This is a genomic window from Gilvibacter sediminis, assembly GCF_028561565.1.
Classification (GTDB): domain Bacteria; phylum Bacteroidota; class Bacteroidia; order Flavobacteriales; family Flavobacteriaceae; genus Gilvibacter; species Gilvibacter sediminis.
Genome location: NZ_JAQQTE010000001.1, coordinates 560,911 through 575,548 on the forward strand (window position 1 = coordinate 560,911; position 14,638 = coordinate 575,548).

At 38.5% G+C, this 14,638-nt stretch carries 11 protein-coding genes; 7 read left to right on the top strand and 4 right to left on the bottom strand.

Annotated features, from left to right (window positions below; all coding sequences use genetic code 11):
* Positions 1 to 71: 71 nt before the first annotated feature.
* Positions 72 to 488, bottom strand: coding sequence for a type IV pilin protein (locus tag POW22_RS02555; protein ID WP_272830976.1), 417 nt, complete (start codon positions 486 to 488; stop codon positions 72 to 74).
* A gap of 102 nt (positions 489 to 590) precedes the next feature.
* Between POW22_RS02555 and POW22_RS02560 the strand changes: the two genes are divergently transcribed.
* From POW22_RS02560 to POW22_RS02590, 7 genes are all read left to right on the top strand, one after another.
* A complete protein-coding gene (locus tag POW22_RS02560) occupies positions 591 to 947 on the top strand; it encodes a hypothetical protein (RefSeq protein WP_272830977.1) in 357 nt (118 codons plus the stop codon).
* A 3-nt stretch (positions 948 to 950) separates the two neighbouring features.
* Positions 951 to 1,412 carry a hypothetical protein gene (locus POW22_RS02565; protein WP_272830978.1) on the top strand — a complete coding sequence of 154 codons (462 nt, stop codon included), beginning with the start codon at positions 951 to 953 and terminating at the stop codon, positions 1,410 to 1,412.
* Between the two features lie 8 nt (positions 1,413 to 1,420).
* A complete protein-coding gene (locus POW22_RS02570) occupies positions 1,421 to 2,626 on the top strand; it encodes a hypothetical protein (RefSeq protein ID WP_272830979.1) in 1,206 nt (401 codons plus the stop codon).
* A complete protein-coding gene (locus tag POW22_RS02575) occupies positions 2,614 to 2,943 on the top strand; it encodes a hypothetical protein (protein WP_272830980.1) in 330 nt (109 codons plus the stop codon). Before POW22_RS02570 ends, POW22_RS02575 begins: the two co-directional genes overlap by 13 nt.
* Positions 2,930 to 3,400: a PulJ/GspJ family protein gene (locus POW22_RS02580; protein ID WP_272830981.1), complete on the top strand. Its 471-nt coding sequence runs from the start codon at positions 2,930 to 2,932 to the stop codon at positions 3,398 to 3,400. The genes POW22_RS02575 and POW22_RS02580 overlap by 14 nt, the downstream gene beginning before the upstream one ends.
* Positions 3,390 to 4,517: a type II secretion system F family protein gene (locus POW22_RS02585; RefSeq protein WP_272830982.1), complete on the top strand. Its 1,128-nt coding sequence runs from the start codon at positions 3,390 to 3,392 to the stop codon at positions 4,515 to 4,517. The genes POW22_RS02580 and POW22_RS02585 overlap by 11 nt, the downstream gene beginning before the upstream one ends.
* A 168-nt stretch (positions 4,518 to 4,685) precedes the next feature.
* Positions 4,686 to 5,114 carry a hypothetical protein gene (locus POW22_RS02590; protein WP_272830983.1) on the top strand — a complete coding sequence of 143 codons (429 nt, stop codon included), beginning with the start codon at positions 4,686 to 4,688 and terminating at the stop codon, positions 5,112 to 5,114.
* A gap of 107 nt (positions 5,115 to 5,221) precedes the next feature.
* Here the strand turns inward: POW22_RS02590 and POW22_RS02595 are convergent, their stop codons facing one another.
* From POW22_RS02595 to POW22_RS02605, 3 genes are all read right to left on the bottom strand, one after another.
* The gene (locus POW22_RS02595) at positions 5,222 to 9,301 is read right to left on the bottom strand and encodes a DUF6443 domain-containing protein (protein ID WP_272830985.1); all 4,080 of its coding nucleotides are present in this window, start codon (positions 9,299 to 9,301) and stop codon (positions 5,222 to 5,224) included.
* A 12-nt stretch (positions 9,302 to 9,313) separates the two neighbouring features.
* Positions 9,314 to 12,922, bottom strand: coding sequence for an RHS repeat domain-containing protein (locus tag POW22_RS02600; protein ID WP_272830986.1), 3,609 nt, complete (start codon positions 12,920 to 12,922; stop codon positions 9,314 to 9,316).
* Between the two features lie 275 nt (positions 12,923 to 13,197).
* Positions 13,198 to 14,310 carry a restriction endonuclease gene (locus POW22_RS02605; protein WP_272830987.1) on the bottom strand — a complete coding sequence of 371 codons (1,113 nt, stop codon included), beginning with the start codon at positions 14,308 to 14,310 and terminating at the stop codon, positions 13,198 to 13,200.
* Positions 14,311 to 14,638: the final 328 nt, after the last annotated feature.

Genomic DNA, 14,638 nt, shown 5'->3' on the forward strand with positions numbered 1-14,638 from the left:
AGCCCTGGTTTGAAAATCTTGGACTACAATAACAAGGAGGACAAAGGCTAGTAGTATTTTTACTGCCAAGATCAATCTTTGACAATTTCAGTGGGTCGACCATCTTGATTGATCTGCCAGATATTCATAACGCCATCTCCATCAAAATCTTGAACAGCTTCAGCTTGCACGGTAAAGCTAGAGGCATCCGCAGAGAGCACCTCGTATCTGTAAAGAGCGGTGCCGCCCATATCAACTGTTTTGGGATGAACAAAGTCTATTTGATCCAGCTCCATAGAGTACTGACTATTTGAATAATAGTAAAACGTCTGCAGCTGAGCGATATGCTTTAAATTTAATTTGGCTTCTTGAGATTTAGCCTTAGTAATTAAGGGCATTAAGTTTGGATATGCGATCAACATGATTGCCCCAATAATAGCTAAGACGACAAGCATTTCATTCAAGGTAAATGCAGGAACTTTTTCGTTACGCAAATTTCTATATCGCATGGAACTAAAATACAATTTGTGATTGGCTTATAAAAGGGAAAATCCCTTAAAAATCAGAGCTCATTCAGTTACAAATTCTCATCGCTTTTCATATCTTTAAGTATGCTTAGAATACTACTTTTCAGCCTGATCATAGTTACGACTTACTCTTGTGAGGAGACCATTTTTGAACCAGATATTTCCGAGGATGCCGTGTCAATTTTAGCTCCAGTTGATGGAGTTACCATTGACAATGAAACCACACGATTCAGCTGGAACGGTATTGATGGCGCAACCGAATATCGTATCCAAGTGGCGACGCCTAATTTTGAAAATGCTACTCAAATTTTGACGGATTCTGTGGTAGATCAATTTTCGCTGGAAATTCGTTTGTCTTCCGGAAGCTACCAATGGCGAGTTCGCGCTCAAAATAGCGGACATCAAACCCCTTACACAACAGCTACATTTACCGTTGAATAAAAGATGAAGGTGAATAAAACAACATATCTTCTCTTAGTTGTAGTTCTTGGAATCTGGGGGTACTTTATCGTTTCGTTGGTGAGTGATCTTTCTGGTGATGACGCATTGGACACTTCTTCATTGAAGGGCGGCACTATTACAACCTATGAGTCAAAAGAGAAGGAGCGCTTTGAACTCATCGAGAATCCAAGAGATCCTTTTTTTGGAACAATGAATGAGGCACCAAAAAATACTTCTGCTGCTAAAACTCAGTCGACATCTACAAAAGCCAATTGGCCATCAATCATCTATAAAGGAAAAGTGAGCGGTTCAAAAAATGCTACTAGATATATACTTGCAATAAACGGAAAGGAGTACCTAGTCACTAAAGGACAGGTAATCACAGACGTCACACTGATATCAGGGGATACCGAGGCGGTTAAGGTGCGATTCGAAGGGCAGACTAAGACGTTCGCAAAGCAGTGAAATGGTTAATGCGCATACAAGCTTCCGCACTATATTTTGCACTTTTAGCAGCAACCTTAATAGCTCTACTTTTGAGTTCTTTTTTACTGCTGAGTAAAACCCAACGCATATTTCAAATTAAAAACCTTTCAATCCTCAACAGTTTGGAGGCCGTCACTCAAGGTCTTGACATGGCACTTTCAGGCACTAATTATGATGCCTATAGTTATAACGATCGTAGTGTCAAAATTAAACAGGATGCTTGGGGCGGCTTCTTTTTATTCGAGGCTCAAGATACCACTGATAGCTTTGGGCTTCAAAAACAGGCCTTGACGGGTGGGATATTTAAAGAGCCAACTTCAATAGTGCTTAAGGATAATTTTCTTCCACTTGTAGTAGCTGGAGAGGCTCGCATTGAAGGAACTGCACTCCTTCCCGAACGTGGCGTAGAGTCGGCCGCAATTGCGGGTAAGTATTATCTGGGTGAAAAGCTCATTTTTGGAAATTACCGAAACGTTTCATCCATTAATTTTCCTCGTCTAGATCCTAAGTGGCTCTCCAAGACAGACTCACTTATCACTACAATTCCTGAGTCAGGCATTTCACTTTCAACTGAAATTAAAAAGACCTTTAGCGGTAGCGTGTCACATGTTTTCAGTACTGATCCTTTATGGATAGACCAGAACATAGGCGGGCAGGTTATTATTCAATCATCCTCCACGGTTAATATTACAAAACAAGCCAACCTTAGTGATGCCTTGATTATTGCTCCAAAAGTAATTATAGAAGATGGCGTTACGGCGAGGCTTCATGTTATGGCAACGGACTCAATACTTGTTGGCAACCAAGTTGATCTTAAATATCCGTCATCGCTTGTATTGATTGATAAAAGTGGGGAAGAGATGACTGGAAACGTTAGCTTTATTGGTGAAGCCAAGTTTGGCGGGAATATTATCTACTACAACTCTGAGAGTAACGATGAAATCCTCAATACTAATATCGGTACAAATGAAAATACAACAATTATTGGAAGCATTTATGCCAATGGCGCAGTGGAATTGCTGGGACAATTACAAGGAACATTGATTTGCTACTATACGGTGGCAAATCAAAACAGTCAAAAATATCGCAACTATATTTTCAACGGACGCATTATCACTGAAAACCTCCCCAGAAAAATCGCTGGGCTCCCATTAGAGAATAACCCTCAAACAATAGCTAAGTGGTTATATTAAAAAAGATAAGAGCAGCAACACTTATGGAAACGCTCACGGCAGTTTTAATTGTAGTCGTTGTGTTTTCCATTGCAAGCGCTTCGTTGCAAAACATCTATGGTGCTGAAGTAAAGAATAATGATGATCTGTTCAGAAATCGACTAAAGGAGCTAGCCTACTTAGCTAAGAACAATAAACTGTCCTACCCGTTTTTAGAAGACACAACAGCATGGAATATTTATCTGGAGAAAAATGAAGATGAAATAAAGCTTACTGCTCAATGGAAGAAGGGCAGATCAACTATAACTCAAATCTGGCAGAATAATGATAAGATTTAAAAAGTTGCCCGCATATACCTTATCAGAAGTACTTGTGGTGCTTGCTCTGACAGCCATAGTTGCCGCTTTGAGTTTTAGCGCCCTTGGTTTTGTAAAAAGAAGTTTAGGTTTAATTGAGACTAATTATGAGTTTGCCAATGCTTATAGATCTCTTGAATTAGAGATATCTAACGATTTTGCAAAGTCAGAATATATAAGTACTCGTGACAGCAACACCTTGGTTATTAGTAATCCAGTTGAAACCATTGAATATGAATTTGGAAATGAATTCCTCATTAAAAACAAGGATACTCTCTACACTGGTCCAATCGATGTAGAGTTTTACAGAGTAGGAACTTCCACCCAAAAAGGGATAGTTGATGCCATGAAATTGATATTTTCAGTCAATGATAAAACTTCTTTATTCATAACTTCACTTAGTAGCAGTGAATCCAAACTAGCAGCCTTTGGAAATTGAATTTGAAAATACAAGAACATCACGCAAGGAGCAACAAAATGGCATAGAACAAATTCTCAACAAAGAGATTAATTTGTTTGGTGGTAGTTTTAGCTCTAAAAAGAAAGAGTATTTCTACAGGGAACTCTCTATCCTTATGCAGTCTGGGGTAAGTCTCAAAGCCGCTCTTGAGATTATGCTGGAAAGCCAAGAAAAGAAGAAAGATAAAGCCTTTATTGAAAGACTTATTACCAAAGTAGTATCTGGGAAATTATTATCGGAAGCCATTGCAGATGAACCCGGTTTTAGTAGCTATGAACAACATGCCCTTAGAATAGCGGATAGGACAGGGCAGAAGGAAGTCATCACTTCAGATCTTTATCATTACTATTTAAATAAAAACAAACAACGTCGACAACTATATGGATCTCTAACCTACCCGATTATCGTAATGCTCACAGCAATTGGAGTAACCTTTTTTATGCTCAAGTTTGTCGTGCCTACTTTTCAAGATACGTTCAGACAGAACGAGGTTAATTTACCAGGAATTACAGAGTTTATAATAGGGATCTCAGAGTTCGTATCAACAAACGGTTGGATGCTATTTTTTGGTAGCCTATTAATTATTTTGTTGTTTAGTTTAATTCGTAAAACAAATGCTTACAAACGCTTTATTGGAAAATTTGTACTGCGGGTTCCGCTCATTGGAAACCACATAAAACGAAGCTACATCGTGCAATTTACTCATGCAATGTCATTGCTCACTAAATCAAAAGTTCCTCTGGTGACAGCTCTTGGCTTAGTGAAAGAAATGATTGCATTTTATCCTCTGTCCAGCGCGCTCTCGAAAGTAGAATCGCAAATTATGAATGGTGAATTACTTCACAAAGCCTTTGGTAGAAATCCTTTCTTCGAAAAAAAGATGATCGCCCTTTTAAAAGTTGCAGAAGAAACGAGTCAAACCGAATATATTTTCAATAAACTCTACGAACAATACAGAGATGATCTGGTTTATCAATCAAGACAATTATCGAATATTCTTAATCCTGTCCTTACACTTCTGGTAGGATTTGTAGTAGGAATTATTCTATTAGCAATGTACCTACCAATGTTTCAATTGAGTAGTTTAATAGAATGAATGTAAACCTCGTAAATTCGATTTAATGAATTAATGAAAATGTTCTTTTTACATAAAGTTGATCTTTTTAAATCAGAAATAGTATTTGTATTTTCTGGTATAATTTGGATGTTTAACTCTAATCTGTTTTATTAGCTTTGGACTGATAATGGAATCTTAGAAGAAAGAATGAAAAAGGAATTACTATTTAAAATTGAGTTAGCTGTTGAGCTGCTAACATCATACACAGGATTACTTACTCGAGAAAAAATCATTACTCTTTTTAAACAAAATGGCATAACTGATGATTTGGCTAAAAAGGTGTACATATTCTTACCAATAGTTTTCTGTAAAAATTTGCTTCCATCAATTGCCTTCCCGAAAACTTATATCGAACAAAAGCCAGATGGCAAGCAAATAAGGAAAAAATTTGACGAAAATGACATATATAAATTAATTGAAATCTCCGCAGATAGTTATTTTGCTAGAGAACCGGATGGCGAAATAGTTTTGAAAATAGCGAGCCTAAGTTCCGAATTTAAAGCTGTAAATGACCTTCTGAATAAAGGAGGCGAATTGGAAAGAATAAAACTTACTGAAACCATAATTATATTTTAATAACTGTTATTGTTTCTCTTGACAAGATTATTCTAAATCAATTTGTTATATATTTTGACACAGACAAGCAATTAGATAATAGAATAAATAGTGTTGAAATGTCTACTTTATCTTTCGAGATGCGAAAACACCGAGGTGCAATTTTCACATGGCGGGATAATTTCTCCAGTTCGAGGACGAATAGCATCGGTAAATTTCACTTGACTAGGCAGAGCATTAGGTCTTTTAAGAAGAACTTCGTTCGCCGCCCTAAACTCGCCACAACATCCAACAGTATTTCCAGAAGTGGTTTTATTCCCTATTCCTCCGAGATCGTCTGCAGCTTTTTGCAAAACAGGAGCGATTTCAGATGGTGGGCTTCCGCTAGTGGCAATTGAACTTACCCCATCTAGTTCAGCCCCTACAACTGTCGCCGGTGAACTACCCGTTGCTTGGAGATCATCCGCAATCGACGCGACCTCAGCTTGTAGTCTACCACTTGCGCCAGCACTTGCTGCATTGTCCGTAGAATTAATAATATTCTTGGCGACTTTATTAGATACACCACCAAAATTACCCGTAGAAAAGCCAACACCTTGTCCTCCCATGCTACCTTGGATGGTATAAAGGTCTTTGGTAGTTTCAAAAGCTCCTCCTTCAGCATTTTGATATGCCTTGGAAACTGCTGTGACGGTGTTACTCATCATTTGGATATCATTTCTCAAAGGTTGAGTGAATTCGTTCATGGCGTTGCTCGTCCTTGTTGTTAAAGCACTACCCTGAGTTTGCCATGACTTTAACTTGTTATAAACTTTTATTAACCATTTAGGCGGATCTATACTTGCAATGGGCGCCATACCGTCTGGATCGATATAGAAAACTGGATTGTCAAAGGCAAAATTGTAAGGTGAGTGTCTTCTCATCTGATCGGCCAATGGGTCAATATTCATCCAACGCCCAATAGAAGGATCATAATTCCTCGCTGAAATGTCATACCAATTAATTCCAAGTTGGTTGTTGAACTCTTTGCCGCCAAACTTCCAATTTTGCGCGATGCTATTCCCTCCAGAAATAACATTATTGTAGCCTTTTTGTTCTAATCCGAAGGGGTAATAATTCGATTCTTCAACTATTTCTGTAATAGCAACAGCACCGTCATTATTTGAGTCTGAATAACTTAAACGAATATTACCCAAATGATCTTTATACTGAAAGACATATTGATATTCTATTCCTCCTCCTAAAAGTGAGACAGGGTGAATATAGCCCTCGGGTTGATTTAAAAATTCCAGCGTTCCATCCGTATATTTGAATCCACTTGAATACTCAGTGGTTAAATCTATCAAGTTTGATGAATCAATAACCCGTTTAGCTAGTTTTATTCCACTCGCACTGTAAGTATATATTATTGTTTCTTCTACTCCAGAACCTATATCGTTATTGTTAAATACTACTTTGGTGGGTAGGTTTAAATGATTGTATTCAATTGTTGTAATGCCTTTATTGGCATCAGTAATCAAATTTCCGTTAATGTCATAGGTAAAGTCATCTACTCCTCCAAAGACGGTGTGATCGTTTCCGTCGTTAAAGCCTTCTGAAGCCCCACTACCTGTTGCATTGTCAGCGACATTGATCAATCTATTGCCATCATATTGATAGACGAGCTCATCCCATCGTTTTCTTCCTGTCCCAACATTACCATTTCTAAACAATCCTTGAATGTTACCAACCATATCGTAACTCACGCTCCACAGCCCGTAATCTTCGTTTGTATCAAGCGTTGGTCCACTAGAGCTGTTGGCTTTGGTTATTCTACTAAGATTGTCGTATGTATAAGTATAGCTGCGCTTTACATCATCATTTGATGTTTGCCAGATGGTCTGCGCTATATTTCCGTTGTACAGCGGTACAGCTCCTGCAGCAAGCCCCTCAATACCTGTATAGTTTATATTAAATGACCACAAGTCTGTATTGCTAAAATCACCAAGATCTTCAATGGGGTTAATCTCTTTCAACCAACCTCGAATGTTGTAAGTATAGTCTACTTCTTGGAGTACCTTGTCAATATTCGTAGCATAAAACTGAAGCCCTTCAATAGCAGCATCATGGGTATAAAAACTAACATCTCCTATTAGTGGTGGGTTCACTCCTCCTGTAGGCTCTGTATGAACAACAATTCCGTTTTGTATGAATTTAATATCATCACCTTCTCGTTCTACAGCTAAGATGTCACCAATTTGATAATCCAGATATCCCGTAGGATAATTTGATCCGATCTTAACTCTGTATTTATGCTCACCGGACAGAGTCCTTACGTGGAACGCATAGTCAATATCTCCAGGCCCATGAGTAGTATTAATATCGTTTAGTCCAATCATAAACACTCGAGCCGTATCCACAACCGTGAATTGTAAACCGCCGTCAATCATTATTTTTCCGATCGTCGCAATACCAGCATTCCATGCGTCGTTATTACCAGGGTCATCCTTTTCAATGCGTCCAGTTGCGCTTACATTAACACGGACTCCTCCCGTTAATCCACTGGCGAAAAGCTCGCCGCCGACCTTCTTTTTTATCAATTGACCCAGTTCATCATATGTATTATCAGCAATTAATTCTAAGCCCGATCCATTAAAATCCTGCAGATGTGTTAACAATCTATTGCGATGATCATAAGTATAATAATCCCAAGTTGATAAAGGTGAGTTACTTCCTTTGATGTGAACACTAAGTGAATATTCTGTATTTCCAATGAAGTCAAGTTTAGCTGAGAATTCATCAGTTGTATCGAGAAACTCATTTACTGAATAGGTGTAATGGTTTCTCCCTTTATCATCATAAGCCATCACCGTACTGATCCAATCTGAAGTGTTAAGCACCTTCGTTTTAGATATAGTCTGTAAGCCAGAAACGTCATTCGCAACGTTTTGAGAAAAGATATCTGTGGGTACAGAAAATCCAGTAGGTAGATCTACATAAGAATCATAGTAACTAATAGTCAATAGATCCATATTAGTTTCGTCATTTGGAAAAACATTGTTTGTATAATACACGGAAGTTCCCCCAATACTTATGGCTGTCGATGAAGCTTCATTATAGACGCTTAATCCGCTCATGGCAGTAACTAATTCAAGGCGCGTTTGCACAGTATTATAGATTCCCGTATACGCGACACGTCCTAGATCATCGTATTTTGTAAATAGCCACTGATTATTGGCCTTCAAATTCCCATCTTGAGTAAGGACAGGTCTATCAAGTGCATCGTATACGAGATATTCTCTTGCTTTTCCTGGGAGTTGTTTTTCTACAGGTCGATTACGATAATCATACTGGTATTGATAACAGTAGTTTGAAAGCTCTAAAGCACTAATACCATCAGACACATCAACAGATGGTGGAATTACGAAGCTTAAGTTTCCGTAAATATCGAAAACATAATGCGTGTCATGAGCGACTCCCTCATTATAAGTTCGTTTTAAAACTACGCGACCGTACTTATCAGTATACTGTACTGCCGTATTGTTATTACCACTTGAAGGATTCCAGTTTTCGTCCTTGGTAATAACTTTTGTTAAACTAGCAGCAGGGTAATATTGTCCGTTATCAACTAAAGTGGGGACATAATTGGCATCTAAACTGACTGAAAACAGGGGTACTTCATTCCCAGCGTTAGCGCTGTATTCCATTTTTACTGTATGGTCAGCATCTGAAGTTGGATCGAGCCTCCATGCTTCTCCTGGAGCACCTGTTTCCAATTCTCGGGACTGTGGTGATAACTCATATCTAACTTCTTGATATGGGTTGGGATCCGTCGTGTTTAAATCAGAGGGGTACTTCGTTAAATAGTAACTATCTAAATTAGAGATAACAATTCCATTATCACTCATATCTAGCGTGGTATTCGCTATAATTTGGTTTGGATCTGCGTATGGTAAATACTGTTTTGTCTGCCTGCCTAGATGATCATACTGCATCACAGTGATAATATCTTGATAGGACCCGCCACCATTATGGTCTATGGACTGGATAGGTCTACCTAAACCATCGACATAAGTGATAGTTTCTATTTTTCCAGCGTCTGGGGTAGTAGCTTGATTTCCGTTCGTAACAGCTACATTATAATTGATACTGTGCACATAATTCTCAGTAGTTGTTTGTCCAATCAAAACAATTGGAAAAACCAATAAAAAATAAACTAGCTTTTTCATTTTTGTTTCGATTTAGTTGTTTTTGTAATTGTATTGATACTCCTGTAGTATATTACCATCTTGATCTTCGACGCGTATTAGTCTTTGCATACTGTCATAGAAGTAATTCATGGTGTACCCTCGTGGGTCTTGGGAAGATAATACACCGACTAAAGGTTCGTGTTTATAGCTAGTCACCAACGCTCCAGAGAGATTTCTAAGCGCTATCTCCTGAGCTGAATTTAATCCTTCGGTAACTATGAACCCTGTGCCAAATTCTGGCAGTGCTTCAATTTGAGCGTAAGTTGCATTTTGAACCTGGGCAACGACATAGCGTTTATCGTATCCCCAAATGTATGCTGTTGGTGGGCCACCTGTTTGCCTTGTTTGGACGACATTACCATTGACATATCGTTCAATTTGAATTCTTGCTTCTAGAATTTGATTTCCTTTGGCAGTTTGAACTTCTTCAGGATAAATCCCGTCAAACAAGGTCTTTTTAGATGAAACCAACGTATCGTTGATATAACGGTAAGTCTCTACAGGTATGGCAACCATATTACTGCTTCGAAGTGAACTATATTCACTCGTAAATTGGCCAGGATACTTCATAACTGAACGAACGAGCCTTCCTTGACTATCAGCAACAAGAGTCTCTTTTAGAAGAAAGGAGTTAAAGTCTCCTGATAATAGATCATCATCGTAATACGTGTAGTCTGTGATAGTTATAATTGTATCAATGACGCCAGTGCTTAAATACACACGTTCAGAACTCTTTGTTTGTGACACATTACCTGTATTTCCATAAGCCGATGTGAAATAAAACTCTTGACGAGCAATAGCTGGTGTACAAAGGTCCGCACCAACACCTTCTGTAGTGCAAGAAAGTGGTGGAGTAACATATACATATCCCTCCAAACTGTTCGGCCCTGTAGTGAAGGTGCCAGGTTCCAAGCTTATATACCATTTACCATTACCATCCTCACGCGGTATTGGAAACATATTATTGTTGCTCTCAACTGTTCTTAGCCATAACCCTGCATTTGAATAGAAGGGTTGTTTCACATAGCTCGTTTCTTCGATGTACTTTGTGGTTTCGGAATTTGTTGGATTAACAATTCCATCAGATATAGTCTTTTTTGATTTTCCTAGTTTGTAGTCTGTAGAGTAATAGTTTGGTGTTTGCTTACCTTCAATGGTATAGGTGAAGATACCATTAAAATAAGAGCCATAATTTTCTATGTAAAACGCATTGGAGGTGGTAATGGATTCTGAGCCTCCTGTAAAGTCTACTATAGTTTCATTTACACTTGGATATGCAATATGAGGACCATCAGTGCCTGAAGCGTATGAGCTTCTATGCAAAATTTTCGCTATTTGTTCTCCACTGGGAGCCGTCGAATATTGATTGGAATAGTACTCATAAATGGGCTGAGAAATCACCACACCAGTGGCATAAGAATAGGTCTTTTCCATGGCCAATACTCCTGTGCTTTCATAATCCTTGATGTTTTCCACGCGTACACCAGCCTTAACCACTTCTGTGCTTCCTGTACTGCCAGTGGTCAGCACATTGCGGCCCAAGTTGAACACGGTGGAGCTTCCAGCTTCAGGATTAACTAGAGTGATTTGATAACACCCTGCATCTAAACTCAAGCTTTGATTTTCGACACCAAAAGCATGAGCTGTAGTGCTGCGATAAATCACATCATCCACATCAATCAAAAGACGGCCATAGAGAGGCCCGATATCAACAATCTGATCATAGGTAAGGGCTGCAGGCATTCGTGCACCCCCGCAAGAGCTTATATCACTGCGTTTAAATAAAATAATATCCTTGCCAGGATTGTTGGCAACAGTATTAAGTAGGGCCAGATTAAACAAGTAGGTGTCATTATCAGGTACGTTAAAAACCAAGTGACTAATTAATGGTGGACCACCAACTGAGCCATACATATCTTGACATCCGATCGTAGGACACTCTGAACCTGCCCAAGCTCCCGCTCCAACGATTCCACCATCTAAGGCAAGGGATCCTATGTTCTCGTAGCTATACTGATCTTGAACTTCAATAGGATTTACATAATTTGAACGGTTGGGGCCGTACGTAAACTCACTAAACCCACCTGTTGGGTAGGTGATTTTTTTTAACATCCCGCGTTTAGCCTTTTCAAAATCAACAGTTCTATCGGCACCATCTATCACACCTGGGTGGAAAAACTTTGGATATAAAACAGTATTAGTTTTTCCATTGAAGTAGCCATAGTAATCCTGACCCAAATTGTCCAAAGAGGGCATTGAGTTCTCTAATTCATATTCAAAATCGTAGCTATTAATTGCTTGATTACTTCCATCTTTATACGTTATTCCTTCAAGCTGTAAGCGTATATCACTTTGAGGTGTAGAAGGACTTGGAGTGATTGTGGAAGATGTTTTGAAATAATCATATTCGAGCTCAATGATTCTTAGTTTATCTCCTGTACCATAATCACTAAATACATTTACCCGTTCAACCTTGTTATTAAAATCAATATCATAACGAATTCCTAAGTCAAGGGTTATTACAATTTCTCCATTATGCTTTATCGTCGTTAAGTGAAATTGATTCACCCAGCTCTGTGATGAAGCACTCGCTGATTCCTTTGTTGGAGAAAATTCGGCATAGTCTAGTTGTATGTCATCGTACGCAGCAATCCCAGTTATTTGATTTGTTACTTGAGACACAAACGTGGCTGGTGCAGGACTCTGATATTCACCTAGATTCGTATATTCAAATTCATAAATGTCTTTTCCCGTAGGTGAGATTACCTTAGTGAGCAACCAAGAAGAGTTGTATTTCCTTGTGAGTCCGTAGGAGAATCTGGCATCGGGATTCACATCATTTTCAGATCGAGTATACTCTGCCTGTTCTAATTCATAAATAGTTCCATCATCTCCAGTAATGGTCCATTTTGTTATTGGCGCTATACCAGACCCATATAGTTTGTGGGCGTCCACTTTTATACGTGGGTTGTTGAGAGGTACCGGCAATCGTGTTTCAATATCAAAAACAAAAGTTTCACTTATTCCTAGAGCGTTGAAACTAAAGTAGTCAGCTTGTGTATCGTAATGACCGTCATTGATTTCTTTTTTAAACTGAAGTGACGCAATTGCATCTGCCTTTGAATTAAAGAGTTTGTGCTCACTTTCATAGGACAAGATCCCCGATCTAACTACATCATCCCAATGAGTCTTGTATTTTGTAACGGTTTCTCCTGCACCATCAAAAAAATCATCTGGCATACCGTTAACGATCCGCGAAACACGACCTCCAACATTAAGATTCCAAGACAAGCCAACATTAGAAGCGACCTGTTCAACCTTAACTCCAGTTGCATCATATGTCAGAGAAATGGGTAAATCCAATTCTCTACCTGGATATACATAAACAGGCACTGAAATATTGGGAGATCCCGTGAACATATTTACCTCAGTATTGCCGTATTTCTCGAAAGCTGCGGCTTCTGGAGTCTTGGGATTAGCGATAATTTTGTTTATTTCTTGTCCGGGATCGAAGGAATCATCCTCAATTTGGGCAGTAGCTGGTACGCTAAATAAAATGATAGATAGCACAATGTAGTGCCATATGCTGATGGTGCGCATATGATATAAATTTGCGGTTTATTAAGATGTATTTTTAAGAAAGAAAATTTCTTATCGGGGAGTTGAGATAAAGATAAGCGACAATCTCCAAATATTCATACGTGATTCCACGTATAACCATTTACACAAGAGAAATCTCACTTAAATCGAAAATATACTACTGACAAACAGACTATTATGAAATTTTAAATATTTGTTAAAGAATAATGAATTCATAAATCTGTAGTTAGAATTTTAAGGCAAAATCGATCTCATTATATTCTGAAGGTTCCGATTTAGATTGATTTCAATAGCTTTTGCATACCTCGATAATCAAGAAGACCCATTTGCGTTCGTATTTGCTCTCTGAATTCTTTAGCTTCTTTTGAAAAGTAGGAGCTAGTGATTAGTAACCCGGCAGTGGCCCGATCTGCTTGCACCGTTCCATATAGTTCTCTAACATATCGAACACCCACAGGTCTGTCTGCAGAGAAGTTTTTACATTCAACATAATACACAAACTCACCAAATAATGAGTTTTGTACTATGTACATATCCTTACCTCCATCCCTTGTTGCTTTGGTTCCAACAACATCAAAACCTTGTTTCGCCATCAACTCTAAACTGAGTTCTTCAAATTTTCTGTGGCCGATTTCATGAATCAGCTCGGGATATCTCTTTACCCGGTCCAGAAGGTCGGTATTTACTACCTCAATTTTCGTAATCAATTCCGGCTTGGGGGGAAGGTAAATGGAACTTTCTTCTTTCTTAAAAGGTTCCAAGGTAGGCATCAGGAATTCCGAAGGATTCTGCAACACCTTAAGGTACTCCTTGAGTAGTAGCGGGTTATAATAAACTGAGCCTGGATAGGTAGTAAGTGCAGAGTTGAATTCTTCAAAGAAGGTTTCAACAGTATCAACGTCACCCAATGCTATTGTTGCTAATATTGTTGCTTGGGGTTTTGTAAGTCCTTGAACGTATATAAGCTGTGGCCTAGTATTATCTGGAACGAAGATGTCATCTCCAATGGTAATTAACTTTGGGCGCTTCTCTTTTGGGACCTTGTAGTAAGGACGTATATATGAGTTGATTATGTATTCCGAGTTTATGCTAGTATTATCAATCACAAACAGCTGTTGTTGTTTTTGTTCAAGAGCGTACTTTAACCAACTATCATCAACTATACGTGTATTTGTGCTACTTATAATTCTGCTATTGAGAACATGACAATTCTGCCTTTGTATGCCTAAAGTGCTTATTTCTGCTAATTGGTCAAGAGCACTGGCAACTAAACTTGTTTTGCCACAGCCACGTTCTCCATACACATGAATATGATTGTGAGCAATTAACGCACTCGTAAGTTGTACGTTAAATTCAGGTATAGGGAGTATGTAGTCATCTATATCCATGCTCTTATTCAGTAGCCTAAATATGGCAGTTTTACTCTTAAAGGGTATTACGTTAAATCTTTAGTGATGACGCTGTCATCCTCTTTTTTATCAAGAATGATTATAAAATTAACATTGTATCACGTAGGGGAGTAGAATTATAAATATATGAAACGAATCGAATAAATTCCTTTGTGAAACATATTCTCATTATTAAAAATGCCATAAAGCGGATAAACAAAAACACCCAAAAGTGCTTTTCTCAGCGATATATGAGTTAAATGGCCCGGTGACTTGATGCGAGTATTGAGTTGTAGATCGGATAGGGAAAACAAGCGTTCTTCATTTT